This window comes from Pseudomonas sp. 2FE (assembly GCF_005503735.1).
In the GTDB taxonomy this organism is placed as follows: Bacteria; Pseudomonadota; Gammaproteobacteria; order Pseudomonadales; family Pseudomonadaceae; genus Aquipseudomonas.
Genome location: NZ_SCMO01000004.1, coordinates 121351 through 145914, shown reverse-complemented (window position 1 = coordinate 145914; position 24564 = coordinate 121351). Strand labels below are relative to the sequence as shown.

Annotated in this window: 25 protein-coding genes and 1 tRNA gene; 12 read left to right on the top strand and 14 right to left on the bottom strand. The window is 60.7% G+C overall.

The features are described from left to right. Positions 1 to 7: 7 nt before the first annotated feature. Together FFS12_RS09855 and FFS12_RS09850 are read right to left on the bottom strand one after the other, a co-directional pair. The gene (locus tag FFS12_RS09855) at positions 8 to 811 is read right to left on the bottom strand and encodes an alpha/beta fold hydrolase (RefSeq protein ID WP_137886664.1); all 804 of its coding nucleotides are present in this window, start codon (positions 809 to 811) and stop codon (positions 8 to 10) included. A 10-nt stretch (positions 812 to 821) separates the two neighbouring features. Beyond that, positions 822 to 1763, bottom strand: coding sequence for a LysR family transcriptional regulator (locus FFS12_RS09850; protein WP_137820665.1), 942 nt, complete (start codon positions 1761 to 1763; stop codon positions 822 to 824). A 48-nt stretch (positions 1764 to 1811) separates the two neighbouring features. Here FFS12_RS09850 and FFS12_RS09845 point away from each other — a divergent pair, with 48 nt between their 5' ends. From FFS12_RS09845 to FFS12_RS09830, 4 genes are all read left to right on the top strand, one after another. Continuing rightward, positions 1812 to 2126 (top strand): 3-phosphoglycerate kinase, encoded by a 315-nt coding sequence (locus tag FFS12_RS09845; protein WP_137886663.1) that lies wholly within the window; start codon positions 1812 to 1814, stop codon positions 2124 to 2126. A 172-nt stretch (positions 2127 to 2298) separates the two neighbouring features. Beyond that, a complete protein-coding gene (locus tag FFS12_RS09840) occupies positions 2299 to 2898 on the top strand; it encodes an FMN-dependent NADH-azoreductase (protein WP_137886662.1) in 600 nt (199 codons plus the stop codon). 327 nt (positions 2899 to 3225) lie between these two features. Beyond that, a complete protein-coding gene (gene rarD / locus FFS12_RS09835; RefSeq protein ID WP_137886661.1) occupies positions 3226 to 4122 on the top strand; it encodes an EamA family transporter RarD in 897 nt (298 codons plus the stop codon). Positions 4123 to 4539: 417 nt separating this feature from the next. Then, positions 4540 to 5874 (top strand): DEAD/DEAH box helicase, encoded by a 1335-nt coding sequence (locus FFS12_RS09830; protein ID WP_137820669.1) that lies wholly within the window; start codon positions 4540 to 4542, stop codon positions 5872 to 5874. A gap of 110 nt (positions 5875 to 5984) precedes the next feature. Here the strand turns inward: FFS12_RS09830 and FFS12_RS09825 are convergent, their stop codons facing one another. Beyond that, the gene (locus tag FFS12_RS09825; RefSeq protein WP_137886660.1) at positions 5985 to 6965 is read right to left on the bottom strand and encodes a zinc-dependent alcohol dehydrogenase family protein; all 981 of its coding nucleotides are present in this window, start codon (positions 6963 to 6965) and stop codon (positions 5985 to 5987) included. A gap of 389 nt (positions 6966 to 7354) precedes the next feature. Between FFS12_RS09825 and FFS12_RS09820 the strand changes: the two genes are divergently transcribed. Together FFS12_RS09820 and FFS12_RS09815 are read left to right on the top strand one after the other, a co-directional pair. Further along, positions 7355 to 8410 carry a haloacid dehalogenase-like hydrolase gene (locus FFS12_RS09820; RefSeq protein ID WP_137886659.1) on the top strand — a complete coding sequence of 352 codons (1056 nt, stop codon included), beginning with the start codon at positions 7355 to 7357 and terminating at the stop codon, positions 8408 to 8410. Between the two features lie 258 nt (positions 8411 to 8668). After that, positions 8669 to 9757 (top strand): PQQ-dependent sugar dehydrogenase, encoded by a 1089-nt coding sequence (locus FFS12_RS09815; RefSeq protein WP_137886781.1) that lies wholly within the window; start codon positions 8669 to 8671, stop codon positions 9755 to 9757. 202 nt (positions 9758 to 9959) lie between these two features. On the opposite strand, the gene FFS12_RS09810 is transcribed toward FFS12_RS09815, so the two are convergent. The 3 genes from FFS12_RS09810 to FFS12_RS09800 form a co-directional block, all read right to left on the bottom strand. Then, entirely contained in the window at positions 9960 to 12176 is a 2217-nt protein-coding gene (locus tag FFS12_RS09810) for an LTA synthase family protein (protein WP_137886658.1), read from the bottom strand. Between the two features lie 769 nt (positions 12177 to 12945). Further along, entirely contained in the window at positions 12946 to 13134 is a 189-nt protein-coding gene (locus FFS12_RS09805) for a hypothetical protein (RefSeq protein WP_171011850.1), read from the bottom strand. A 322-nt stretch (positions 13135 to 13456) separates the two neighbouring features. Then, the gene (locus FFS12_RS09800; RefSeq protein WP_137820678.1) at positions 13457 to 13678 is read right to left on the bottom strand and encodes a VF530 family DNA-binding protein; all 222 of its coding nucleotides are present in this window, start codon (positions 13676 to 13678) and stop codon (positions 13457 to 13459) included. 145 nt (positions 13679 to 13823) lie between these two features. Here FFS12_RS09800 and FFS12_RS09795 point away from each other — a divergent pair, with 145 nt between their 5' ends. Together FFS12_RS09795 and FFS12_RS09790 are read left to right on the top strand one after the other, a co-directional pair. After that, complete coding sequence (locus tag FFS12_RS09795) at positions 13824 to 14660, top strand: S1 RNA-binding domain-containing protein (protein WP_137886657.1); 837 nt, start codon at positions 13824 to 13826, stop codon at positions 14658 to 14660. A gap of 86 nt (positions 14661 to 14746) precedes the next feature. Then, a tRNA-Thr gene (locus tag FFS12_RS09790) sits at positions 14747 to 14822 on the top strand. Between the two features lie 65 nt (positions 14823 to 14887). Here FFS12_RS09790 and FFS12_RS09785 read toward each other — a convergent pair. From FFS12_RS09785 to FFS12_RS09755, 7 genes are all read right to left on the bottom strand, one after another. Further along, entirely contained in the window at positions 14888 to 15268 is a 381-nt protein-coding gene (locus FFS12_RS09785; RefSeq protein WP_137886656.1) for a hypothetical protein, read from the bottom strand. Between the two features lie 120 nt (positions 15269 to 15388). Beyond that, entirely contained in the window at positions 15389 to 16054 is a 666-nt protein-coding gene (gene msrA, locus FFS12_RS09780) for a peptide-methionine (S)-S-oxide reductase MsrA (protein WP_137886655.1), read from the bottom strand. A 2-nt stretch (positions 16055 to 16056) separates the two neighbouring features. Beyond that, entirely contained in the window at positions 16057 to 16584 is a 528-nt protein-coding gene (gene msrB, locus FFS12_RS09775) for a peptide-methionine (R)-S-oxide reductase MsrB (RefSeq protein WP_137886654.1), read from the bottom strand. Between the two features lie 153 nt (positions 16585 to 16737). After that, positions 16738 to 17142, bottom strand: a complete 405-nt coding sequence (locus tag FFS12_RS09770; RefSeq protein ID WP_137886653.1) for a GNAT family N-acetyltransferase — start codon at positions 17140 to 17142, stop codon at positions 16738 to 16740. A 42-nt stretch (positions 17143 to 17184) separates the two neighbouring features. After that, positions 17185 to 17598 (bottom strand): DUF3010 family protein, encoded by a 414-nt coding sequence (locus FFS12_RS09765; RefSeq protein WP_137886652.1) that lies wholly within the window; start codon positions 17596 to 17598, stop codon positions 17185 to 17187. A 43-nt stretch (positions 17599 to 17641) separates the two neighbouring features. Continuing rightward, positions 17642 to 17902, bottom strand: a complete 261-nt coding sequence (locus FFS12_RS09760; protein WP_372239456.1) for a hypothetical protein — start codon at positions 17900 to 17902, stop codon at positions 17642 to 17644. A gap of 151 nt (positions 17903 to 18053) precedes the next feature. After that, positions 18054 to 18755, bottom strand: a complete 702-nt coding sequence (locus tag FFS12_RS09755; protein ID WP_137886651.1) for a YebC/PmpR family DNA-binding transcriptional regulator — start codon at positions 18753 to 18755, stop codon at positions 18054 to 18056. 360 nt (positions 18756 to 19115) lie between these two features. Between FFS12_RS09755 and FFS12_RS09750 the strand changes: the two genes are divergently transcribed. The 4 genes from FFS12_RS09750 to FFS12_RS09735 all read left to right on the top strand — a co-directional run bounded on the left by FFS12_RS09750 (position 19116) and on the right by FFS12_RS09735 (position 22917). Continuing rightward, positions 19116 to 19910 (top strand): PP2C family serine/threonine-protein phosphatase, encoded by a 795-nt coding sequence (locus tag FFS12_RS09750; protein ID WP_137886650.1) that lies wholly within the window; start codon positions 19116 to 19118, stop codon positions 19908 to 19910. Between the two features lie 6 nt (positions 19911 to 19916). Then, positions 19917 to 21443: a serine/threonine-protein kinase gene (locus tag FFS12_RS09745; protein WP_137886649.1), complete on the top strand. Its 1527-nt coding sequence runs from the start codon at positions 19917 to 19919 to the stop codon at positions 21441 to 21443. A 121-nt stretch (positions 21444 to 21564) separates the two neighbouring features. Next, positions 21565 to 22419 (top strand): FHA domain-containing protein, encoded by an 855-nt coding sequence (locus FFS12_RS09740; protein ID WP_137886648.1) that lies wholly within the window; start codon positions 21565 to 21567, stop codon positions 22417 to 22419. A gap of 165 nt (positions 22420 to 22584) precedes the next feature. Further along, positions 22585 to 22917, top strand: coding sequence for a carboxymuconolactone decarboxylase family protein (locus FFS12_RS09735; RefSeq protein ID WP_137886647.1), 333 nt, complete (start codon positions 22585 to 22587; stop codon positions 22915 to 22917). 240 nt (positions 22918 to 23157) lie between these two features. On the opposite strand, the gene FFS12_RS09730 is transcribed toward FFS12_RS09735, so the two are convergent. Continuing rightward, on the bottom strand, positions 23158 to 24558 hold the full coding sequence (locus FFS12_RS09730; protein WP_137886646.1) for a diguanylate cyclase domain-containing protein: 1401 nt from the start codon (positions 24556 to 24558) through the stop codon (positions 23158 to 23160). Positions 24559 to 24564 lie beyond the last annotated feature (6 nt).

The window sequence follows — 24564 nt, the reverse complement described above, 5'->3', positions numbered from 1 at the left end:
GCCTTCTTTATAGGGGCTGACTGTGTGGTTCGACTTCGGCGAGGAAGCCGAGCAGGGCGGTGTTGAAGCGTTCGGGTTGATCCATTGGTGTGGCGTGGCGCGAATCGGCGATCACCACCAGGCGTGCGTTCGGCAGCTCTTGCACGTACGCCTGTTTCAGCGCCACCGGGGTGTAGTCGTGATCGGCGCTGACCACCAAGGTAGGACAGGTGATGCGCGCCAGTCGTTCCCGTACGCCCCAGCCGATAATGGCATCGAGACTGGCGAGATAGGCGCGTTTGTCGTTCTGTGGCCAGCGCTGTTCGATCTTCCGGCGCAGCTCGCCTTGCTCAGGCTTGGGGAAGAGCAATTTGCCCAGGCCTTTGCCGATGGTCTCCAGACTCAGCAGGCGCGACAGCGTCCAGCGTTGGGCGATCATCAGCAGGTCGCGCGGGCTTTTGGCCTTCACCTCCGGGCCGCTGTTGACGATGCACAGGCTTTTCAGCAAGTGCGGGTAATCGACGCCGAGCTGAAAGCCAATCATCCCGCCCATGGAAATGCCAACCAGATGCACCGGGGCAAGTTTGAGGTGCTCGATCAGGGCGGCGACATCTTCGGCGAAGCCGGCAATGCTATAGGCTTCGCGCGGCTTGGCCGAGCGGCCGTGGCCGCGCACGTCGAGGACGATCACCCGGTAGTGGGCGCTGAGTTGCGGGATCTGGTATTCCCAGTCCTGGGTGCTGGAGCCCAGGCCATGCACCAGCAGCAGCGGGGCGCCGTGGCCGTAGTCTTCGTAATGCAGTTGGCAACCTTCATAGTCGAAATAGGACATGGGCGTAGGCTCATCCAAGCGGAGTGTCAGAGGGCGGTAGAGGGGCGGCAAAAGGGGCATCCAGGGGCGCGCGGTCGAACGCCTTGAACAGCTCGACGAGAATCTGCGTGGCCGGGCCCAGGGGTTTGTCTTTGTTCGAGTACAGAAAGAAGGTCGGGTTACGGGTACCGCCCTGATCCAGCGGCAGCTCCTTGAGCAAACCCTCCTTCAGCTCGCGCACTATCAGGTGGCGCGGCAGCCAGGCGAAGCCCAGGCCGCTGCTGACGAAGGTGGCGGCGGTGGCCAGGCTGCCGACGGTCCAGCGCTGTTCGGCGCCGAGCCAACCGACGTCGCGCGGCTGCTGCCGGCCGGAGTCGCGAATCACCACCTGCAGTTGGGACTCCAGATCCTGAAAGTTGATCTCGCGCTGCAGGCGGTGCAGCGGATGCTCCGGATGAGCGACCGCGACAAACTCGACCGAACTCATCTCCACGCCCAGATAGCCGGGAATATTGAAGCCACTGATGGCCAGGTCGGCGATACCTTCCTTGAGCACTTCCTCGACGCCGGAGAGCACCTCTTCGCGCAGGCGCACGCGACAGCCGCGGCTCTGCGGCATAAAGGCCGTCAGCGCGCGCACCAGGCGGGCATTCGGGTAGGCGGCGTCGACCACCACGCGGACTTCGGCTTCCCAGCCTTGCTCCATGTGGTGCGCCAGGTCTTCCAGTTGGCTGGCCTGCTTGACCAGTTGCCGCGAGCGGCGCAGCAGCACGCCACCGGCCTCGGTCAACACGGCTTTGCGGCCGTCGATGCGCAGCAGCGGCACGCCGAGTTGTTCCTGCATGCGCGCCACGGTGTAGCTCACCGATGATTGCGAACGGTGCAGCGCTTCGGCCGCCTGGGCGAAGCCGCCATGGTCGACCACCGCTTGCAAGGTTCGCCATTGATCCAGGGTCACGCGGGGCGCTTTCATCCTCGCCTCCTCTTGTCCTAAGCTGTACTCCCTGTTGGAGAACGCCCGATGAAAAAGTTGTGCTGTGCTGTCATCGCTTTGCTGCCGCTGAGCGCTTTTGCCTATCCGATCGAACTGGAGAAGCAACTTAACGGTGCCGAGGTGTCGGCCTCGACCCAGGAGGTCGACTTCAACATGGGCGCCATCCAGCTCTACAACTATGGGAAGGCCGCGGCGCAGTGCCAGGCGGTCTTTCGCAACGGTCCCGAGGCGCCGCGCACTCGCAAAATACAGCTTGCCGCCGGGCAGGACGCGCTGCTGACGGCCAAATTCACCAATCAGGTCATCAAGCTGCGGATCAAGCTGACCTGTAACCCTCAGTAAAGCCTGCACTACGCCCGTCAGCCGCTTGAAACTGGTCACAGCCTAGTGCTCGTTACGCTATAAATCAATTTTATAGATTGGTTGTAGCGGATTTTTACGCTTTTTTATCAATATCTACCGCCTTAATCTCACGCCATCGACGCACAACAACCCCTCGATGGAGTTAGCCGCTATGTCCCGTGTTCTCGTAATTGAAAGCAGTGCCCGTCAACAAGGTTCGGTCTCGCGCGAGCTCACCGCGCAATTTATCGCGCAGTGGCAAGCGGCTCATCCGGCCGATCAGGTGACCGTCCGCGACGTGGCGGTGGAGCAGGTGCCGCACCTGGATCTCAACCTGCTGGGTGGCTGGATGACGCCGGCAGAGCAGCAGACGGCCGCGGAAAAAGCCGCGCTGGCCCGCTCCAATACCCTCACCGATGAGTTGCTGGCGGCCGATGTGCTGGTACTGGCGGCGCCCATGTACAACTTCGCCATCCCCAGCACCTTGAAGTCCTGGCTGGATCACGTGCTGCGTGCCGGGGTGACCTTCAAATACACCGACACCGGCCCGCAAGGCCTGCTCACCGGCAAGCGCGCCTATGTGTTGACCGCGCGGGGTGGCATCTACGCCGGCAGCAGCATGGATCACCAGGAACCCTACCTGCGCCAGGCCCTGGGGTTTATCGGGATTCATGAGGTCGACTTTATCCATGCCGAAGGCCTCAACCTCGGTGGCGAGTTTCAGGAAAAAGGCCTGAGTCAGGCCAAGGCGCAACTGGCCCAAGTGGCTTGATCTTTAGCGGATCAGCGACTGGCTTAAGGCGGCTGGAAACCACCGCTTTAGGCCGCTCCCGCGTAGGCGGGGGCCGCATCTAGACGTGGCTGACGACTCACACCGCAGTGCTTTAAAGGCTTGCCTCGTGCCCTCTTCACGCCCGTTGCTCCTGGGCGTAGCGGCCCGGTCGACCATTCCCCTTGGTCGACCGGGCTTTTTTGCTTGTGGCCGATTTCATCGCCCAGGCTATTTAAACCGCTAGGTTCGGGTTAAGGTCGCCGGCTGTTTTGCGAGGCTTGCCATGCTGCTGTTGGGGTTTTCGAAGTCATTGCCGGGGGGGCGGCCATGAGGTTGTCCGGTCGCGGCGTGGCGTTGTCGATAACGGCTTCGCTGTTGTTCGCCTTGATGCCGGGTTATGTGCGCGAACTGGCACCGCTGGATGGTCTCCAGGTGTTCGCCCAGCGCGTGCTCTGGTCGATTCCTGCCGTGTTGCTGTTGGTCGCCGTGGCGCGCCAATGGGCTGTGCTGGGGGCGGTGTTCCAGCGCCTGCGTAACGAGCCATTACTGTTGGCCGCCTTGCCGTTGGCGGCAGTGTTGATTGGCCTGCAGTGGGGCTTGTTCCTGTGGGCGCCGCTGGTGGGGCGGATGCTCGAGGTGTCGCTCGGCTACTTTCTCCTGCCGCTGGTGATGGTGTTGGCCGGCCGGGTGTTTTATGGCGAGCGCCTGAGCCCGCTGCAAGCTATTGCGGTGGCGTGCGCGCTGCTTGGGGTGGCCCATGAGTTGTGGCTGACGCGGGCATTCTCGTGGGTGACTTTGCTCGCCGCGCTCGGCTATCCGCCGTATTTCATGCTGCGCCGCTGGATGCGTGTGGACGCGCTGTCCGGTTTCATCCTGGAGATGCTGATGCTGGCACCACTGGCGCTGTGGTTGATCGTCACTTATAGCCCGGCGGATCTGTTCAGCCTGCGCCCGCAACTCTGGTGGCTGCTCCCGGGCGTGGGTTTGCTCGGAACCTTGGCGTTTGCCGCCATGATGGCCTCCAGCCGGCTATTGCCGCTGGGCGTGTTCGGTATTCTCAGTTATGTCGAGCCGGTGTTGCTGTTTGCCGTGGCGGTGCTGTTTCTCGGCGAGGCCTTCGACCCGGCTCAGCTCTGGACCTACGCGCCGATCTGGCTGGCGATATTACTGACCGGTTGGGACAGTGTGCACGTCCTGCGCAAGCAGGCGCGCCAAGGGCTGTAAGCCTGGCCGCACGGGGGCGCGCAGCAGCGGGGCGAGGTTGGCCGGGTAGGGGCGGTCGCGCTCTAGCCAGGCCAGTTCTTCGGCACTGTGCTGGTCCTTTACGACCAACGGCACCGCGGTACCTGCTTCCGGCATCCCCAGCAGTCTACCGAGTAGCCAGGCCACACCACGGCGCCCGGCCCGCACAGGCGGATAGTGCTCTGCTGAGCGCGTTGCAGCAGTGGCGGCAGCTGTTCGCTGCGCGCTCCAAGGTGTGCGATAAACGCATTCATCCGGGCGCTCCCTGTGGTGAAAACGGCGGCGAGCTTAGCCCGCTTGCCACGGTCGAATCCACGCAAAATGCACAGACTGCGAGTTTTCCGTGGCGACAAACGTTACGCTATACAACTGTTTACTGATTTTCGCCGAGGTAACCCCGTGTTTTCCCAATTCGCCCTGCACGAACGCCTGCTTAAAGCCGTGGCCGAGCTGAACTTTGTCGAGCCGACGCCGGTGCAGACGGTGGCTATTCCGCCGGCGCTGGAAGGGCGTGATCTGCGGGTGACGGCGCAAACCGGCAGCGGCAAGACCGCGGCCTTTGTGCTGCCGATGCTGAACCGGCTAATGGGCGACGCCAAGCCGCGGGTGGTGATTCGTGCGCTGATCCTGCTACCGACTCGTGAGCTGGCGCAGCAGACCCTCAAAGAAGTCGAGCGTTTCTCGCAGTTCACCTTTATCAAGTCCGGGCTGATCACCGGCGGTGAAGACTTCAAGGTGCAAGCCGCGATGCTGCGTAAGGTGCCGGATGTGTTGATCGGTACACCGGGGCGTCTGCTCGAACAACTGAACGCCGGCAATCTCGATCTCAAGAGCGTCGAAGTGCTGGTGCTCGACGAAGCCGACCGCATGCTCGATATGGGCTTTGCCGAGGACGTGCAACGTCTGGCCGGTGAGTGCAAAGGCGCGCACCAGACCCTGCTGTTCTCGGCCACCAGCGGTGGTGCCGGGCTGCGGGAGATGGTCGCCTCGGTGCTGCGTGAGCCGCAGCACCTGCAACTCAACAGCGTTAGCCAACTGAACGAAGGCACGCGCCAGCAAATCATCACCGCCGACCACAACCAACACAAAGAGCAACTGGTGCACTGGCTACTGGCCAATGAGACCTATCAGAAGGCGATCATCTTCACCAACACCCGCGTGCAGGCCGACCGCCTGTATGGCCGCCTGGTCGCGACCGATCACAAGGTCTTCGTGCTGCACGGCGAGAAAGACCAGAAAGACCGCAAGCTGGCCATCGATCGCCTGAAGCAGGGCGGGGTGAAGATCCTGGTGGCCACCGATGTGGCCGCCCGTGGCCTGGATGTGGATGGCCTGGATCTGGTGATCAACTTCGACATGCCGCGCAGTGGCGACGAATACGTGCATCGCATCGGTCGTACCGGGCGTGCCGGTGGCGAGGGCTTGGCGGTTTCGCTGATCTGCCACGGCGACTGGAACCTGATGTCGAGCATCGAGCGCTACCTGAAGCAAAGCTTCGAGCGACGCACCATCAAGGAGTTGAAAGGCACTTACCAGGGGCCGAAAAAGGTCAAAGCCTCCGGTAAAGCCGTCGGTGTGAAAAAGAAGAAGACCGACAAGAAAACCGAGAAGAAAGCCCCGGCCAAGACCGCGACCAAACGCAAAACCGCCAACCGGCCGAAAAGCGATACGCCGGCTCTGGTCAGCCGCGATGGCCTGGCCCCGCTCAAGCGCAAGAAACCAGCCGCCGAGTAAGACTAGTAGGGTGGGTTAGGCCGCAGGCTGTAACCCACCAACCGGCCCGCAGGGCCGGCGCTTTCTCCAGCAAGCCTATTCCGTGCGCTTAACTCTCGAGGGCCAAAACCTTACTTCGGCACGATCAGGATTTTGCCATTGCGTTCGCCACTCGCTGCGGCGGCCACGGCTTCCTTGATCTGGCTGAGATCGTAGGTCGCGGCGACGCGGGTCTTCAGCTGGCCGCTGGCAATCAGCTGGGTCAGTTCGGCAAACACCTTCATCTGCTGCGCCGGTGTGGCCACGCGGAACCACTTGGCCAGCCAGAAGCCGCGCAAACTGACGTCACGGAAAACGAAGGAGGCCGGCGAGACCTGGCAGGGTTCACGGCTCATCATGCCGTAGTTCACCAGCACGCCGCCCTCACTGAGGCTGGCGGCCAAATGATCGGTGGCAACGCCGCCGACCGCATCGATACCTAGGCGTACGGCCGCGCCAGCGGTGGCTTCGCGCACGCGTTTGGGCAAGTCCGGCCCGTCCACCAGCACCACATCGGCGCCTTCGGCCTTTACCGCAGCGACCGCCGATTCCCGGCGCACCACGTTGAGGGTCTTGAAGCCGCGCAGTTTGGCCAGCTGGATCAAATAGCTGCCGACCCCGGAGTTGGCGGCGTTCTGAATCACCCAGTCGCCGGGTTGCAGGTCGACGAACTCGCTGAGCAGCAGCGAAGCCGTCGGCGGGTTCACCGTCAGCATCGCCAACTGCTGTGGGTCGGCGTCGGGTAGCGGGATCAGCTGCTTCGCTTCGGCGTTCAGGTGGGTTACCCAAGTGCCACAGCCGACCGGTAACAGCACAGTCTGGCCGACTTTCAGCTGGCTCACTTCCGGGCCCAATTCTTCGACCCGGCCAACCCCTTCATTGCCGCCAATCGCCGGCAGCGGCGGTAACATGCCGTATTCGCCGGTCAGAGTGAGTACGTCCGAGGGGTTGATCGGTGCGGCCAGGACTTTGACCCGCACCTGACCGGGGGCCAGCGCTGGCAGTTGCAGTTCGACGGCCTCGATCACCTCTTGCGGCACCGGGCCACGGTGTTGGTATTCGGCTTTCAGCATGCTGGTTCTCCATGAGTGACGGACACAAAACGGCAGGGACAGAGTCTAGACCCTGGTGAGCGCGCCCGGACGAATCCCGGCCTATCGGCGTCAATGATGGGCGCTCGGCCCCTATAAGGCATTGGCTGCTTGTCGACCTGGGCGCTCGAATGCCCCCGATAGTGTGGCGGCACCGCAGGTCGCCAGCGGGGATCGCGAAGGCTGAGAGGCCGCCGTCAGGCTGGGTTGGTACGCTTGTCTCAGAGCGGCGGCGCCTAGAGGTATGGCAGTGGCGCTAGTGGAATGCTCGGCGTCGGCGCTATAACTCGATGTTCACAGGCTTTTGTTAGTTTCCCTGGTGAAGCCGCATTAGGCGCTTCCATGTCGACAACTACCGGGGAAGGATTCATATGGGGTTTTCAAAAAGACTGCTCGCTGGCTTGCTAATGGCCGGCCTCGCCGGCCAGGTTCTGGCCACTGAATTGACTCACTGGCCGGCGCCTGCGGCCAAGCAACTCGACGCCTTGGTCAAGGCCCATGCGAACAAGGGCAATTACGCCGTGTTCGACATGGACAACACCAGCTACCGCTATGACCTGGAAGAGTCGCTGCTGCCCTTTATGGAGATGAAAGGCGTACTGACTCGGGAATCGCTCGATCCCGCGCTGAAACTGATCCCCTTCAAGGACGTCAACGGCCACAAGGAAAGTCTCAACAGCTACTACTACCGGCTCTGCGAAATCGACGACATGGTCTGCTACCCCTGGGTCGCACAGGTGTTCTCCGGCTTCACCCTGAAGGAGCTGAAAGGCCACGTCGATGAACTGATGGCCTACGGTAAGCCGGTGCCGAGCACTTATTACGAAGGCGACACGGTCAAGACCATCGAGATCAACCCGCCGAAGATCTTCTCCGGGCAGAAGGAGTTGATGAATAAGCTGATGGAGAACGGCATCGAGGTCTATGTGATGACCGCCGCCCATGAGGAGCTGGTGCGCATGGTCGCCGCCGATCCGCAGTACGGCTACAACGTCAAGCCGCAGAACGTCATTGGCGTCACCACCCTGCTGAAGAACCGCAGCACCGGCGAAGTGACCACCGCGCGTAAGCAGATCACGGCTGGCAACTATGACGAGAAGGCCAACCTGGGCCTGGAGCTCACGCCTTATCTGTGGACCCCGGCGACCTGGATGTCCGGCAAATACGCCGCCATCCTCACCTACATCGACGAGTGGAAGAAGCCCATCCTGGTCGCCGGCGACACCCCGAGCAGTGATGGCTACATGCTGTTCCACAGCACCGATGTGGACAAAGGCGGCATCCACCTGTGGGTCAACCGCAAGGCCAAATACATGGACCAGATCAACGGCATGATCGCTAAGCACACCGCCGCTCAGGCCAAGCTCGGCCAGCCGGTGACTGCCGACAAGAACTGGATCGTCGTGGTGCCGGAAGATATTCAGTAAGCCCTGCCGCCGCCGGCCAGTCCGGCGGCTTTGCTCAGACCTCGGAGCTTCAGCAGCCCGCCTCATATGCCGAATGTAGCTGCCAGCTACCTTTGCGACAGTGTCTCCTCGTTTCACCAAGCGATAAAAAGTGCGCGCATATACTGGATGGCGTGGCTCGCCGATCGAGTGGCCAGCCCCGCGCCGGAGAGACCAACAGTGCGACAGGCATTTTTAACCGGTTTAGCCGTGGCGACGTTATTGGCGGCGCCGTTGGCTATGCCGGCGCCAACCCGCGAGTACGCCAGCGAGCTCGGCCCGCTGAGTGTCACGCCAGTGGCCGCTGGGTTGGAGCATCCCTGGAGCCTGGCCTTCTTGCCGGGTGAGCAGGGCCTGCTGGTCACCGAGCGGCCGGGGCGGTTGCGGATTGTCGCTGCAGATGGCGCCCTGTCTGCACCGCTCACCGGGTTGCCAGCGGTATATGCCCAGGGGCAGGGCGGGCTGCTCGATGTGGCGCTTGCCCCGACCTTTGCTCAAGACCGTTGGGTCTATCTGGCGTATGCCGAAGGCGGTGGTGCGGATGGCCGTGCCGGCACTGCAGTCGGGCGCGGCAGGCTGTCCGCCGATCGAGCCGGGCTGGAAGGCTTCAGCGTGATCTTCCGGCAGCAGCCCAAGCTGTCCAGCGGCAGTCACTTCGGCTCGCGTCTGGTGTTCGACCGTGCAGGGCATCTATTCATCACCCTCGGCGAAAACTACCAGCGCCCGACCGCCCAGGATCTTGGCAAGCTGCAGGGTAAAGTCGTGCGCGTCTATCCGGACGGGAGCGTGCCGGCCGACAACCCCTTCGTGGGCCAGTCAGGCGTGCGCCCGGAGATCTGGTCTTATGGCCATCGCAACCCACAAGGCGCCGCGCTCAACCCCTGGAGTGGCAAGCTGTGGACCCACGAGCACGGCCCGCGCGGCGGTGACGAAATCAATATTGCGCAGGCCGGCAAGAACTATGGCTGGCCACTGGCGACCCATGGCATCGATTACAACTTCCTGCCAATCCCCGAGGCAAAAGGCAAAACCGTCGCAGGCACGGAGCCGCCGCATTATGTCTGGGCGAAATCGCCCGCGATCAGCGGCATGGCGTTCTACTCTGCGGAGCGTTTTCCCGCCTGGCAGCACAATCTGTTTATTGGCGCGTTGGTCGGGCAAGCGTTGATCCGCCTGGAGCTGGAGGGCAACCAGATCGTCCATGAAGAGCGCCTGCTTGAGGAGCTGGGTGCGCGCATCCGCGACGTCAGGCAAGGCCCGGATGGCTACCTCTATGTGCTGACCGATGAAGTAGATGGCCAACTGCTGCGGCTCGGTTTGCAGCCTTAGAACCTGTTCAATATCTGCCTGCGCTTGCTCATGCTGCGTTGAAAACGAACTCAAAATGCTCATTTACTACTTGTAAACTGCGCTTTTTCGTCCGTTTTCGCCTTGCCTGAGCTGCGCTCGACTAGATCTTGAACAGCTTCTGAGTGAAGCGCCACGGCGGCCCGGCTTGACGCAAGCTCGGTTGCCGCCAGGCGGGTGGCCTTTAGTGGGCTAGAGCGCTTTCTTCGGCCTGCTTGATGTCCAGCAGATAGGGTTTTATCAGTGGCTCGGTGACGACGCTGAAGTCGGTAATTTCGATCGCGCCACGGCCTTGCCCCAGCAGGTGGAACGAGAATGCCTTGCGGGTGACGAGGTTGTCGAAGCCGAAACTCACCTTCAGCGTCTTGCCGGGCTTGAGCAGCGGCAATTCCGGAATCAACCCGGCCACATCCCGATCGAACTCTTTGGTCTTGAGCAGGAGTTTGGCGCCTTGCTTGTCCATCCGCACCGCGCGAATCTTCAGGCTGACCCTGGTGTGGGTGCCCTTCGGCAATTCTAGGTATTGCGCGCCGATTAGGTTGTCGGCCCAGTCGTTGCCCAGGGTCTCGTTCAGCTTGATTCGCTCGCGGTTGGCGAACTGGTATTGCTGGCCGATCTGTCCGCTCGTCAGCGATTGATCCAGCAGTGCTGCACGCTGCACCAGCAAGCGGGCCTGTTTGCCACTGAAACGCCCGAGGTAGCGTGCTTTATCGGCAATAAACCCCTCGCTGGCATAACGCCGGCAGATCTGCTGGAAGTTGCATTCGACTAGGGTGCCCTTGCCGTCATGCTGGCGTAGCAAACCGTTGGTGTAGGACATGATTTCGCGCCCGCTTGGGTAGTCGCGAAACAGTGAGCGGCCGGAGAGGTTCGAGGGCACCGGCAAGTCGAAGTAATCGAGCACCGAGGCGGTCAGGTCGACATGCCCATAAACCCCGCGTTTGAGCGGCGGCAGCTTGTCCTGCTCAGGTGCCAGCACCAGATTGAAGCCCCAGGCCGAGGCCAGGCGCACATCCTCGATCCCGTGCGACTCATCCGAGGTGACGATCACTAGGGTGTCCTTCAGTACTCCCTGCCGCTCCAGCCCGGTTAGAAAACTCGCCACCGCATCATCCAGATAGCCAATGGCCGCTTGTTTGGCGCTGGGGTAACGATCCAGGTATTCCTGGGGGGCGGAATACGGTTGATGCGTGCCGACGGTCAGCAGGGTCAGCATCCAGGGTTTTTTCTGCTGGCGAAGTTGCTTCACATAGCCCAGGGCGCCTTCAAAGAAGGATTTGTCATCCATGCCCCAGGGGAATTCCAGGTAAGGCTTGTTCTTGAACCAGTTGCGGCCGAGGGTCTTGTCAAAACCCATGTGCGGCATGATTTTGTCTTTGGCCATAAAGCGCAGGCCGGCACCCTGCAGGAAGTTCGTGCGAAAGCCCTGCTCATGCAGTTGTGCCGGCAGGCACTGTTGATTGCGCGAGTGGTTGTTCAGCAGCTCAACGCCTTTCGGGCTGCCGCTGACGAGCTTCTCGTAATCACCGCAGAGCATGGCATAGAGGCCGCGAATGGTCTGGTGGCTGTGCAGGACGTAATCCGGAGTATTCATGGCGCGCTCGGCCCACTGGCTGAGCTTGGGCATCAGCGCCTCGTGGTAACTGCTGTTGATGGCGGCGCGGTTGGTCGCGAGGTACGCGCCGGGAATGCCTTCCAGGGTAATGATCAGCACGTTACGCGCCTTGCCTTTGCCGGCGAATAACTTGCTGCCGTTCAAGTCCAGTTGGGTCAGGCCGGCGATATCTGGCTGGGTATCGGGGCTATCGCCGTCCAGCCAATCTTCTAGGTGCAGCTGGCCGGCATTGAAGGCTTCCGCCAGCAACTTATGCGGCAGATTGAACTGCTTCCATTGATCGGCTTCGCTGGGATTGGTGTATTGGCCGACCGCGTGGGCCGCGAGGAACACGACCGGCAGGGCAGACCAGTAGCCTGGGACCAGCAGCGTGTGACCCTGGGGTTTGCGGCCGCTCAACAGCAGTTTGGCCAGTATGCCGCCGGCCAGGGCCAGCCCGAGCAGTGGGTAGGTGATACCGCCACCTTGGGTGGAGTGACTGACGAATTGCGGGTCAGCCAGGTATTTCAGGTCGCTGAGTTCTGGCATACGCCCGACCGCGCCGACCAGTTCCGCCGTGCTCAGGGTGAACAGGCTCCAGATCAGCATCAGCGGTAGCGCCAGCAGCAGTGAGCGGTTGTGCAGCAGCAGGATCAGCAAGCAGCCGATGCCCAGATCGGAGACATAGCCAAACCCATTCGACCAGCCCAGCCAATAACGGCTGGCCATGGGTACGAGCAGGAACAGGAAGCTAAGAGTTATCAAAGAACTAGCAGGGTGCTGCAGCCAGCGGCTGAAAGGGCGCACAGGAACTCCTGAAATAAGGCAGCGAGAATCCGTAAGAATGTTGTCCAGGCAGGCTGGATGTTCTGTTGGACATGATTTTGAAACAAGAGTTTGCTAGTCACCAGTAAGTTTAGGCCAGGCGACGGAGATTAATCTGTGAGAAAGAGTGTTTATGCAGCGGCTTGGCTGGAGTGCTACTGAGGGGGAGGGGTTAGCTGGGGGGTTATGCTGTGTACCGACTTTGGAGGCGCTGCCGTAGCCTTGCTGGGCAAGGCCGTGCTGCCTACCCAGCAACGCGGCCCATGGGGTGATCCAGCAGCGATTTTGCGAATGAAAGCTCCGTGGCTTTCTCCCCTGCTTGGCAGGGCTTTCGTCGCACAAAGCGGGTGATTATTGGCTAAAGGGACCGCTGCCAGCCTTCTTGGCTTTCTTCATCGCGCGCTTTTCGTCGAGTGTTTTAGCGGGTTTCTTTTTCGCCGATTTTTTTGCATCCAGACTTTTCATGGCTTTTCTCTCTTCATCAACGAGGTTGATGTGCTGTGCGTTGCACCTAAAGAATAGCCGTTGCTCATTGCTGCTGCCAAACCGCATTAGCGTGAAGGCTGGGCAAGATCAAAACTGAATTAATAGTAGCTGGGTAATTGCTGAATTGAATTTATTTAAGCCAAGCAGGCTAGAAAAATTGAATGCGATTTTTGCGGAGAGAAGAGGTGGGCATTTTTGCCCTAGCGCTTTGTCTGCAGGAGATCAAAGCGCGTAGAGGAGGAGTACGGGAATCTCGCCGAAATTACTATTTCTTGCCAAGAGTAATTTGCTTCGAGGTGCCAAATACTTGGCCACTAACACCCTTAGGGATTTCCTGGATTTCACCGCCGGACTTCAGAAAAGCAGCAACCTGCTCATCAATCGAACTGTGGGTTTCAACAGCGGGCGGGGCTTTCTTCTTCATAGCGGATGCTTTAACGCGCATGGCGGCCATTAACCTATTTAAAAATTAATATGACCGGCTATTGTACACAAAAAACTGAGTAATTGCTTGCTAAATAAATGGCATAAAAGCCAGGTGCCGCTGCGATATTTAAGCGAAACACGGTCTTGCACAATTAGCCTTGACGCTAGGTAACTGCTTGTTTTGCATCAAGTCATTGCTGGAAAAGCGCGTGCACTCAAGAAAAACGCAGGGCGGCGCAGGCGCACGCTCAGCCAGGGCGTGGGTTCAGCCTTGGCGACGCAGACGGGCGGCGATCCCTGCGAAGGCGGGTTCGATCGCCGGTACAGGCCGCAAAAAAAACTGCCGCGGATCAGCGCTGCTTCAGCTTCACGTACAGAGCTTCAACCTTCTCCCGGGCCCACGGAGTTTTGCGCAGAAACTTCAGGCTGGATTTCACGCTCGGGTCGCTCTGAAAGCAACGAATGTCGATCAGCTGGCCCAACTGCTCCCAGCCATAGTGCTCGACCAGCGCGTTGACGATGCCTTCCAGGGTGATGCCGTGAAGCGGGTTCTTGCTCTGCTCGGTGTTCATGCGTTGCCTGTGCTCGGGATGATCTGGGCTGCCAGCGGTGGGCGGGGCAATTATCGGCGATCGCGGCCATCTCGTCATGCTGTGCCGCACCGCCAGCGGGATGAAACTCGGGTAGAATGCCAGCCACGCAATGAGGGTAGTGAGCATGGCATTAATCGGGCGTTTTAACAGTTTGCAGGTGGTTAAACACACCAGCTTTGGGCTTTATTTGGACGGCGGGGCGGATGGCGAGATATTGCTACCCAACCGTTATGTGCCCAAAGATACGCCGAGCGAAGTTGACGACTGGTTAAATGTATTTATTTATCTGGATAGCGATGACAAGTTGATCGCCACCACCGAGAAACCCAAAGTTCAGGTTGGCGAGTTTGCCAGCCTGAAAGTGGTGGAGATTAACAGTATCGGTATTTTCCTGGATTGGGGCTTGCCGAAAGATTTGTTGCTGCCTTATTCAGAAGAAAAGCGCCAACTGCAGGCGGGTGAGTACTGTGTCGTTTATGTGTATCTGGATAAACATACCCGCCGGATTACTGCAACCGCACGCCTGGACCGGCATTTAGATAATGCCCCGGCTAATTACAAAGCCGGGCAGGCGGTCGATCTATTGGTAGCTGAGTCGACGGATATGGGCTTCAAAGCCATTATCAACAACCAGCACTGGGGCTTGATTCATAAGAACGAAGTCTTCAAGTTTTTGCGTGCCGGCAAGCAGGAAAAGGGCTTCATCAAGGAAGTCCGCCCAGACGGCAAAATCAGCCTGAGCCTGCAGCCTGTGGGCCAAGAAGCCGCCAACGCCTTGCACGAGAAGATCCTGGCGAAGCTGCGTGAACATGATGGCGTGTTGCCGGTCAGCGACAAAAGCCCACCGGACGTCATCACCAGCCTGTTTGGCGTCAGCAAAGGCAATTTCAAGAAGGCGATCGGCGCTTTGTACAAGCAAGGCCAGATTGTGATCCATGCGGATCGGATCGAGCTGAGTTGACTCAAATCAGAGTCGCACGCCAGCTCTGCCGAGTAGGAATAACGTTTTGCGCTATTGTTGAGTAACCCTGGTTACTCGCTTGATAAGCCGTTGTAGCTCAGTTGGTAGAGCAACTGATTCGTAATCAGTAGGTCGGGGGTTCAATTCCTCTCAACGGCACCAACGCATAATGAAAAAAGGCAGCCATTCGAGGCTGCCTTTTTTCATTGCCAAGCCGTTGCCCCGCGTTACTGTTGCACGAACTCCGCAAAGCGCACGCCAGTACCGCTTGGACGGACGTCCTGGAACAGCGAGTCCTTGTCGGCGGAAAGCTCCAGGCTGAGGGTGGCTTTACGCTCGCCTTTATTGCGTGTGACCAGGCCATCTTCATGGCTGCGGAAAAACAGTGTCGGTACGCGTAGGTGGTGCAACTCATCGGTGACGTGGTTGTGCAGCAATAAATGCACGAACTCGTATTGCCCGATTTTCAGGCGGCTGACCGGGATGTCGAACCACCAGATTTCCTTATTCAAATTGATCGTCGCGAAATGCGTGTTGTTGACGCCAAGCACCGCTGAGCCGAGTTGCTGGTTGCGGCGAGCGATGGCTGCCTTTTTGTCGATTTTCATAGCATTCCTAACACGCTGACGATATGGGTCTATAGCTTTGGCCGGCTGCTGGCGCGGCGCACTAGCTGGCCAGTGTAACAGCCAGCCAGCTAGTGCTTGCGAGTGGGGCACAAGGAGTACTCAGTCTTTTTTGCCCCAGAGCTCGGCCAGGCGCTCGTCGCGCCCGCAGCGGCTACGGTAGAAGCCATAGCGGATGGGATTTTTGTTGTAGTAATCCTGGTGGTAGTCCTCGGCAGGATAGAAGGTGGTGGCCGGCAGTATCTCGGTCACGATCGGCTGCGAAAAACGTCCTGAAGCCACCATTGCCGCCTTGGACGCTTCGGCCAATTGCTGCTGTTGCGGGCCGTTATAAAAGATCGCGCTGCGGTATTGCGAGCCATGGTCACAGAACTGCTGATTGGGCGTTAGCGGGTCGATGCTCGGCCAGTACGCCTCCAGCAGCTTGGCGTAGCTGGTTTTGCCCGGATCAAAGCGTATCTGCACCGCCTCCAGATGACCGCTGGTGCCGGACGACACCTGTTCATAGGTCGGATTAGCGACCGTTCCGCCGATGTAGCCGGAGGTCGTCGACAGCACACCCGGCACCTTGTCGAAATCCGACTCGGTACACCAGAAGCAACCGCCGGCGAAGATCGCCACGCCTTCAGTGCTGGTGCTGTTATCGGTGGCGGCGGTTTGCGCAAAGGCTTGCCCGCAGGCCGCCAGCAGCGTTGTCAGCAGCAGCGTGCGGGTCAATGCGGCGTTGCGTTTTAGCCAGTGCGCTGGCTGTGAGGTTTGCCTGTTCATGCTTAGCTCCGCAGTGCCGGTAGTGGTTCGCTCCTCGGGATAAAGCGCAGCGCCACGCCGTTGTTGCACCAGCGCTCGCCCCGTGGTGGCGGGCCATCGTCGAACATGTGGCCCTGATGCCCACCGCAGCGCACGCAGTGGTATTCGGTGCGTGGGTAGAACAGCTTGAAGTCGCGGCTGAAGGCCGTGTGGCCGGGAATGTCCTGAGTAAAGCTGGGCCAACCGGTGCCACTGTCGAACTTGTGCCGACTGTCGAACAGCGGCAAATAACACGCGGCGCAGATGAAGGTGCCGTCGCGCTGTTCATCATTCAGCGGGCTGCTGCCTGGAGGCTCGGTGTCTTCTTCGAACAGCACCGCGTAAGCGGCCGCCGAAACCAGTTCGCGCCAGGCGCTGTGGGGTTTGTCGAGTGGCGCCACGCCAGTTTCGGCGTTGGCTTGGGTGGCGGCCGTTGTGGCGCGTGAATAAACGCCGAGCAGCGGCAGCGTGGAGAGAAGGGCAAAGCCCTGGAGCAAGGTGCGTCGGTTCATGGGTAACTCCCGCAGGAGGGTGCAAAAAGTAGACTGCCGAAACGCTGCGGCATTACAGGCACTGCTGGCTTTACTGATAGGCCATACGACCAACGGCGGCGTATGAGGGGCGTAGCGAGGCCCGGCGTGTTGCGCCGGTATCGCCAATGCCTTCTACCGAGCTAAAGCCACCAAGGATTTGCTTTGGCTATAGCGCGCCAGTCGGTCGGCAAGCGGTTCGGGCAAAACCGGGCACGGCTGGAAATCCAGAGGCCGATAGAAGGCCAGCAGTTCTGGATGACAAAACAGCCAGATGGGCCCAGGGGTTTGTGCGACTGCCTGCCGGATCAAGCTGCTGGCGATGTTCTGCCGCCGCTCGGCCGGCGCTACGAACAGGCCGGTCAGCCAATGACCTTGAGCAAGCGGCTTAAGGCAGAGGGCGGCGAGAATGTCGCTGCGCTTGGCTACCCAGAGTTGTTCTGCACTTCCTGCACGCATAGGGGAGTGATGAGCCCGGTAGAACTTGTTGAGCAGAGGCCGCATGACTTGGGGGAGCAGGCCGTATTGGATGTCAGTCATGGCGAATAGGGTCGTGCAGCCACTTACGCTTGGCGAACAAAGCTACTCCAGGCCCTCATAGGCAATGTCATAGGCCTTGCCGAGGTCGACAGTCGTGGGCTTGTGTTGCTTGCTGTCACCCGCACGCCGGTCGGTGGCTTTCAGCGTTTGTGGGTGCGCGAACGAAACCGCCGCCGGGGACGTTGCCAGCAGCACCCCTTCGAGCAGAAAGGTGCCGGCACCGCCCGCGCCCTGGCCGGCAGTGGCGCGGCGATTGATCACCACCCTGTCGACTTTGTTGGCCAGGCAGTGAGCGCTGAAGGCTTGCGCGAAGGCCGCCACATCTTCCTGGGTGGGATTCTTCGGGAGCTGCAATTTGTTGAATTTCTCAGCGATGAGCGCGTGAGTCGCTCTGCTGCCGTCGAGCGTCACGATGCGAGCCTCGTTGGCCTTTAACAGCATCCCGGTGACTACCATTGCGGCTCCACTTGCTGGGTGTACGGTGGCTGAATCGCCGTGGTTAGCGCTTGCCCATCGAGCGACGTGTGCCATTGGGCGCGCGGCCAGGTGTTTGATGGTGACTGGACTTATTGGATTTCTGATACCAGGGTTGATCCTTGGTTTTCGCGTTAGCGAATTCAGCCGGCGAGAAGGGGAAAGCAAAGGCTGGAATGCCCTCTGACTTTTCACCATCCGCCGGCACGCAAGCGGTAGTTTCCACTTCGCTCGGTTGGCCTTGGCTAACCGTGGTTTGATCAGGCGAATGTTTAGTCGAAGTCATAAGAAATCCGGGTCGTAGAGATGAAGTGATTAGGGCGCGCGGCTAAGCCCGGCAGTATACCTAGCCGGCCCCCTGCGCTGCCGTATTCGTCAGCCAGCCGGTAAGGCGAATAACCTAGGGCGTTATCCGCCGTTGAGCGGGGTGTTAGCCGTTAGCCAGCCAGGCCCACATAGACGTTCTGCACGTCATCGTGTGCATCGATTGCGTCCAAAAATGCTTCTACCTCTTCCATCTCGGCGTCAGTCAGCGTCATCGGGTTCTTCGGACGGTAACCCAACTGCGCGGACAACACGGTAAAGCCGTGGGCTGGCAGTGCGCGGCAGACCGCATCGACATCGGTGGTATCGCTGAGAAACAGCGTGGCGCCGTTCTCGGCTGGCTCAAAATCCTGGGCACCGGCCTCGATGGCCGCCAGTTCTGGGTCGGCATCGGCGGAGGTAGGGGCTGCCTCGATCATCCCGAGGTAGTCGAAGTCCCAGGCGACTGAACCCGAGGCACCCAACTGGCCTTTGCGGAACAGCACGCGGATTTCGGCGACGGTGCGGTTGATGTTGTCCGTCAGGCACTCGACTATCACCGGCACCTTATGCGGGGCAAAACCTTCATAGGTGAGCTTCTCGAAGTGCACCGTCTCACCCAGCAAGCCGGCGCCTTTCTTGATGGCACGCTCCAGGGTTTCGCGGGTCATGGAGGCTTTTTTGGCTTGCTCCACCACCAGGCGCAAGCGCGGGTTCATGTCGGGGTCGGCGCCGGCGCGTGCGGCGATCATGATTTCCTTCGCCAGCTTGCCGAAAATGCGGCCCTTGGCATTCGCGGCCGCTTCTCTATGTTTGGCTTTCCACTGTGCGCCCATGCTTGTTCTCTTGATCTGTGCGGATGGAGGGGGAGTCGGTCGTTTCGCTTGCGGTCATCTGCCCATACGGACGGCAACCGGCAGCAATCCAGATCTACGGATTAGGCAGCAGATTTTAGTCCGTCTCATGCCCGCTGGCACCACTCAAATCCCCCAGCCAAGCAAAGACAACGCCTGGAGCTGAATGATCAAAGTCTCGACTGCTTAACATTTCGCGCGGAAATTTGCGCGGAGCGATGACAGCACCGGGCGGCGGTCGCATCATTCAAGGCTGTTGCAACAGCCTCCGTGCTGGGTTCGTGCCGATCGCCCTGGGGGCTAGAATGCCAACTGGCAGTACAAAAGGTTATATAAGAAGCCATGCCGATGACGCTCACCAATGAGTCCCTGGGATACGCGGCGCAGTCTGTCGCCGGGCGGGTTCGCGAGCACAACGAAGACGCCGTGCTCTGTTGCCCGGAGCTGAACCTGTGGGCCATCGCCGATGGCATGGGTGGCCACCAGTGTGGCGAGGTGGCGAGTGCCGTCGCGCTGGAAACCCTGCAGCAAGCGACTGCCCGTGGCGAAGATCTGGTCGCCGCCATCCACGCGGCGAATGCCGCCATAGTCGCGGCGGCGGAGCAGGACTCCGGCGGGCGCGGCATGGGCACCACAGTGGTGGCCGCGAGGTTTACCGGAGCCGATTTCGAGGTGGCCTGGGTCGGTGATAGCCGGGCCTATCGGGTCAGTGCCGAGAGCATCAGCCCGCTGACCCGCGATCACAGCTGGGTGCAGGCGATGATGGATGCCGGTGAGATGAGCGCATCCGAGGCGCGCAGCCATCCGCGGCGCAATATCATCCTCCAGTGCCTCGGTCGGGACGAACAAGCGTTGGAGATCGGCCTGGTGCAGGGCACCCTGGAGCCGGGTGAGCTGCTCCTGCTGTGCAGTGACGGGCTGACCGGCGAGCTGACCGATCAGCAGATCCAGCAGCTGTGTGCCACCGCCGGCACACTCGATGAGCTGGTGGCGCAGCTGACCGAGCTGGCCAACCAGTTGGGCGGCAAGGACAACATCTCCTGCATAGTGTTGGGCCGCAGCGTGGCGGAACCGCCGGTTGTCGAAGCCCGACCGCGCAGTTTTCTCAGCAAATTGTTGAACTCCCGGAAGCACTGACTCCCTATGAATGACAGCTTGCTTGAAATACCCGGCTATAGCGTGCACGGCCGGCTGGGTAAGGGCGGGATGGCCGAGGTCTATCTGGCGACCCAGGAGTCGCTGCACCGCAAGGTGGCGGTGAAGGTCTTGCTCAACGCCGATGATGAGGCCTTCAGCAAACGCTTCATCAAGGAGGGGCATATCGTCGCCTCCCTGCACCACCCTTCGATCATCACCATCCACGACATCGACCAACTGGCCGATGGCCGTCACTACCTGGCCATGGAGTTTGTCGCCGGGGGCGATCTGGCCCAGCACAAGGGGGAGGTGTTCGAGCCGCAGCGCGCTCTGGCCATAGTCCGGCAGATCGCCGGCGGCCTCGCCGTGGTGCACGAGAAAGGCCTGGTGCATCGCGATATCAAGCCGGCGAACATCCTCTTTCGTGACGACGGCACGGCGGTGATCACCGATTTCGGCATCGCCAAGGAGCTGGAGCTGGACAACGAACTCACCCAGTTCAACATCGCCGTCGGCAGCCCGGCCTACAGCAGCCCGGAGCAGGCGCAGTGCCAGCCGCTGGATGCGCGCAGCGATATCTACAGCCTGGGCGTCATCCTCCTGGAAATGCTCAGCGGGGCGAATCCGTATCGCGGCTCCAGCTACACCGAGACCGTGATGAACCATGTGCAGATGGAGCCGCCCAGCCTGCCGGCGGACCTGAGCCAGTACCAGAACCTGTTGCAGCGCATGCTGGCCAAGGACCCCGACGCGCGCTTCGCCGACTGCAAGGTGCTGCTGGCGACCCTGGCCGAGCTGAGCGAGGCGGAGCTGGACCACACCCGCATCGCCCCGGCGCTCAGCCTGGACCAACCGCGCAAGCCGGCGGCCATTGGCGGGCGGCGTACGCCAGTGCGCCTGCTGTGGGCGCTGCTGGGGCTGCTGCTGGTCGGTGCTGCTGGCGGCGGGGGCTATTACTACCAACAGCAGATGAAGATCGCCGACTTCCTCGCCCGCGGCGAACAGCGCCTGGCCGAAGGCAAGCTGCTCGAGCCGGCGCAGGACAATGCCGACTACTTCTTCCGCCAGGCCCTGCTGCTCGATGCGGCCAATGCCGAGGCCGAGGCTGGCCTGCAACGGGTGCTCGAGGCGCGGATCGCCAGTTACCTGCAACTGGCCGAGCAAAGCATCGCCGAGGAGCGCCTGCTGCTGCCCGAGGACAATAGCGCGGTGTTCTATTACCGCCAGGTACTGGGTTGGGTGCCGGGGCATGAGCAGGCGCTGGCCGGGCTGCAACGCGTGGCACAACGCTACATCGACCTGAGCGAAGGTTCCTATGGCAGACGGGAATTCGCCCTGGCGCTGGAGTACATCAAGCGTGGCCTGGAAGTGCAGCCCGACAACGAAGTGCTGCTTGCCTACTACGCTGAGCATGAGCGACGCGTGCGCAGGGCCCAGGCGCCCAGCCCCCGCGCAACGGGCTCGTCGAGCAGCCAAGGGCAAAAGCAACCGAACGCCATCAAGCGCCTGTGGAACCGGATCTTCGACAATTGAGGCTGGAGAGCCGAGCGGTCGCTTGAGTGACCGTTACCGGTGTCGGGGTGCAGATGGTTTGAGTAATGGAGGTCACGGGTTGAAGTGGCTTGGCGCAACTTTCTCAAGGTAGACAGCGAACATGCTGAGGATTCACTTTACGGACAATCGCCAGGCGCCCATCTGGCTGGTGGATGAACGCTTCACCATCGGCCAGGACAGCCGCAACAACCTGGTGCTGACGGATGCGGAGATCAGCCCCTTTCATGCCGAAATCCGCCAGGATCACGGCCTCTACTACCTGACCGACTGCGGCACCCAGGCCGGCACCTTCGTCAACGATGAACGCATCGGCGCGCGCTACCAACTGCGCTCGGACGACAAGGTGCGGCTCGGTGCGCTGGAGTTGCTGTTGGTCGACCCGGCGAAGAACAAGCCCAAGGCCGAGGCAGCCGCGCGCTGGTTCCTGCAGGTGATCAAGGGCGAGCATCAGGGCCACAAGTACCATGTGACCGGCTCGATGACCTTCGGCCGCTCCGTGAAGTGCGAGCTGTGCTTCAGCGACCTGGAACTGTCGCGCCGGCACTGCGAGTTCTTCCTCAAGGACGACGTGCTGGAGATCAAGGACCTGGCCTCCGCCAACGGCGTGTTCGTCAACCACCAGAAGCTCAGCACGGCCGTGTTGCAGCCCGGCGACCAGGTAAGCATGGGTTCGGTGACCCTGCTGGTGATCGGGCCCAAGGTCGAGGTGCCCCAGGCCGAAGATGAAGACGCCACCCTGTTCATGCGCGCGATCGACCTGCCCAAGCCGGCCAAGCCCAAGCCGGCCAGCCAGCCGGCAACCGCCAATCCGCTGCGGGTGGCGGCGGCCAATGCCGCGCAGAAGAGTGACGCGCCAGCGGTGCAGGCGAAGCAACCGCTGAACAAGGTATTGCTGGGGTTGCTGGCGGTTGTGCTGGCGATGGTTGTGGCCCTGGCCGCGAAGGCCATGCTCTGAGCCGAGGTCACCACCGAGCTGAGCCGCTCCCCACACTGGGCAATTGCCTTGACTTGAGCAAGCGTTTGCACGCCATCGCGCAAGGCGGATTACGCGGTACTGAGCCGTGTTACCTAAGCTGAAGGTGCAACCCCCCCGGCGGGCTTCCAGTACGAGGAGACAAGCATGGAAAGGAAGAGAAAACTCGACACCTATCAGCGCTTCAAGAAACAGTACCCGGATTACTTCGGCGCCGTAGAGGCGCTGGGCGTAGCGGTGCGGCATGCCGGTCCGCTGGACGAGCAGGTCATCCAACTGGTCCAGCTCGGTGCCGCGGCGGCCATCCGCTCCGAGGGCGCAGTGCACAGCCATGTCAGGCGGGCACTGGAAGCGGGCGTTACGCCGGAGCAGATCCATCACACGCTGCTCTCACTCGCGAGCACGATCGGTTTTCCGACCGTCGTTGCGGCCTTGAGCTGGGCGGACGATGTGATTGGGAGAGCAGAGCCGAACACCTAGGACGGGAGGGTGGTTCAGGCCGCCACCCTACGCGGCCTGATGCTTCGCTGATCGTTCCCCCGCTCTGCGTGGGAATGCAGTCTGTGACGCGCTGCGTCACGCTATCTCCAGCGATCACCCGCTATAAGCCCTTCCTGCCTTACAGGGCTCCGAGCGCTGGAGCAGTTGCATAGGGTGAAAATCCGAGAGGCGGTTTTCCACCATCGGAAATCCAGGCTGCCGCGCTGACAGCCCCGCCGGTTAGGCCGGCGATTCTGTCTGGGCGCCGTCATCGGAAGGGCTTGGCTCGATCTTCATCTGAAAGCGGTTTCCACCGTTCTTTTTCGCGAAATACATGGCCTCATCGGCATGCTTGAGCAGCTGTTTCTCCTCGTCGCCATGCTCGGGATAGAGCGCCACCCCGATGCTCGGCAGGATGTGTAGGCTGTGGCCCTCCATGTCTAAGGGCTGATTGAGCGCGCTGCGGATTTTTTCGGCCACAATCGAGGCGTGCTCTGGCACTTGGATGCTTTCGAGCAGCACCACAAACTCGTCGCCTCCGATGCGCGCGACCGTATCCGCTTCGCGCACGCACTGCTTGAGGCGATTAGCAACCTCTTGCAGCAGCCGATCTCCTGCGGCATGACCGAAGGTGTCGTTTACTTGTTTGAATTTATCCAGATCGAGGTAGAGCAGGGACAGTCGCCCTTGTTCCCGTCGTGCCCTTGCGAGCGCGGTTCTCAGGCGGTCATGTAAGAGTGCGCGGTTGGGCAGATTGGTTAGTTGATCGTATTGCGCCATGTACTGCAGCCGGGCGTGCAGCTGTTTGCGCTCGATGGCGGCGGCGACCTGGGTGGAGACGAATTGCAGCAGCTCTTTATCCTTTTCGGTGTAGCGCGCACCTCCCGAATAGCTCTTCACCATCAGGGCGCCGATGGTGCCCTTGTGCGAGTTGAGCGGGACGCCCAGCCAGCACAGCGAATTCCTGCCGCCGACGGCTCGTAAGTGCTCTGGAAGGGCGGTCAGCGTCTCGGCTGTCAGCAGCAGCGGCTGCCCGGTACGGATGACCTCTGCACAGAGTGTGCATGCGTCCGGTTTTCGCGGCGCGGGCGCCTGGTCGTGCTCATCTACATGGTAAGGAAAGCTCAGCTGGTCATTTTTCTCATCGTAAAGCGCAACGGAAAAATTAAGGGCTGGCAGCAGTTCGCCGATGATCTGATGAATTCGTTGAAACAGGGCAAGCAGGTCCTTGGCTGCGTGCGCGGCTTCGGAGATGGAGTAGAGCGCCGCCTGCATCGACTCGGCCTGCTTGCGTTTGGTGATGTCGCGCGCCACAGCAACCCTCAGTTGATCGGCCTCCGACCAGCGGGCTGACCACATGATGTGGACAACCTGCCCATCCTTGCGAAGATAGCTGTTCTCAAAATGAGGTTTGGGCTGCCCTGACATGATCTCGTTGGCCGCCTGCAGGGTCCTCGCCCGATCCTCGGGGACCACCATCTCGATCATGGCCCTGCCGATCATTTCCTCCGGCGTGTAGCCGAAAATGCGCTCACACGCAGCACTGACAAATACAAAGCGCCCCTCCACATCGACAACGCAGATGGCATCGAGCAGGAGGTCTATGAAACTGGTCAAGGGCGCGTAGGTTTTTGTTTCCATGTGGGG

Excerpts from the sequence above, each read along its gene's own strand:
- FFS12_RS09855 (WP_137886664.1), bottom strand. The coding sequence starts at position 811 with ATGTCCTATTTCGACTATGAAGGTTGCCAACTGCATTACGAAGACTAC.
- FFS12_RS09850 (WP_137820665.1), bottom strand. The coding sequence starts at position 1,763 with ATGAAAGCGCCCCGCGTGACCCTGGATCAATGGCGAACCTTGCAAGCG.
- FFS12_RS09845 (WP_137886663.1), top strand. The coding sequence starts at position 1,812 with ATGAAAAAGTTGTGCTGTGCTGTCATCGCTTTGCTGCCGCTGAGCGCT.
- FFS12_RS09840 (WP_137886662.1), top strand. The coding sequence starts at position 2,299 with ATGTCCCGTGTTCTCGTAATTGAAAGCAGTGCCCGTCAACAAGGTTCG.
- rarD (WP_137886661.1), top strand. The coding sequence starts at position 3,226 with ATGAGGTTGTCCGGTCGCGGCGTGGCGTTGTCGATAACGGCTTCGCTG.
- FFS12_RS09825 (WP_137886660.1), bottom strand. The coding sequence starts at position 6,965 with ATGCTGAAAGCCGAATACCAACACCGTGGCCCGGTGCCGCAAGAGGTG.
- FFS12_RS09820 (WP_137886659.1), top strand. The coding sequence starts at position 7,355 with ATGGGGTTTTCAAAAAGACTGCTCGCTGGCTTGCTAATGGCCGGCCTC.
- FFS12_RS09815 (WP_137886781.1), top strand. The coding sequence starts at position 8,669 with ATGCCGGCGCCAACCCGCGAGTACGCCAGCGAGCTCGGCCCGCTGAGT.
- FFS12_RS09805 (WP_171011850.1), bottom strand. The coding sequence starts at position 13,134 with ATGGCCGCCATGCGCGTTAAAGCATCCGCTATGAAGAAGAAAGCCCCG.
- FFS12_RS09800 (WP_137820678.1), bottom strand. The coding sequence starts at position 13,678 with ATGAACACCGAGCAGAGCAAGAACCCGCTTCACGGCATCACCCTGGAA.
- FFS12_RS09795 (WP_137886657.1), top strand. The coding sequence starts at position 13,824 with ATGGCATTAATCGGGCGTTTTAACAGTTTGCAGGTGGTTAAACACACC.
- FFS12_RS09785 (WP_137886656.1), bottom strand. The coding sequence starts at position 15,268 with ATGAAAATCGACAAAAAGGCAGCCATCGCTCGCCGCAACCAGCAACTC.
- msrA (WP_137886655.1), bottom strand. The coding sequence starts at position 16,054 with ATGAACAGGCAAACCTCACAGCCAGCGCACTGGCTAAAACGCAACGCC.
- msrB (WP_137886654.1), bottom strand. The coding sequence starts at position 16,584 with ATGAACCGACGCACCTTGCTCCAGGGCTTTGCCCTTCTCTCCACGCTG.
- FFS12_RS09770 (WP_137886653.1), bottom strand. The coding sequence starts at position 17,142 with ATGACTGACATCCAATACGGCCTGCTCCCCCAAGTCATGCGGCCTCTG.
- FFS12_RS09765 (WP_137886652.1), bottom strand. The coding sequence starts at position 17,598 with ATGGTAGTCACCGGGATGCTGTTAAAGGCCAACGAGGCTCGCATCGTG.
- FFS12_RS09760 (WP_372239456.1), bottom strand. The coding sequence starts at position 17,902 with ATGACTTCGACTAAACATTCGCCTGATCAAACCACGGTTAGCCAAGGC.
- FFS12_RS09755 (WP_137886651.1), bottom strand. The coding sequence starts at position 18,755 with ATGGGCGCACAGTGGAAAGCCAAACATAGAGAAGCGGCCGCGAATGCC.
- FFS12_RS09750 (WP_137886650.1), top strand. The coding sequence starts at position 19,116 with ATGCCGATGACGCTCACCAATGAGTCCCTGGGATACGCGGCGCAGTCT.
- FFS12_RS09745 (WP_137886649.1), top strand. The coding sequence starts at position 19,917 with ATGAATGACAGCTTGCTTGAAATACCCGGCTATAGCGTGCACGGCCGG.
- FFS12_RS09740 (WP_137886648.1), top strand. The coding sequence starts at position 21,565 with ATGCTGAGGATTCACTTTACGGACAATCGCCAGGCGCCCATCTGGCTG.
- FFS12_RS09735 (WP_137886647.1), top strand. The coding sequence starts at position 22,585 with ATGGAAAGGAAGAGAAAACTCGACACCTATCAGCGCTTCAAGAAACAG.
- FFS12_RS09730 (WP_137886646.1), bottom strand. The coding sequence starts at position 24,558 with ATGGAAACAAAAACCTACGCGCCCTTGACCAGTTTCATAGACCTCCTG.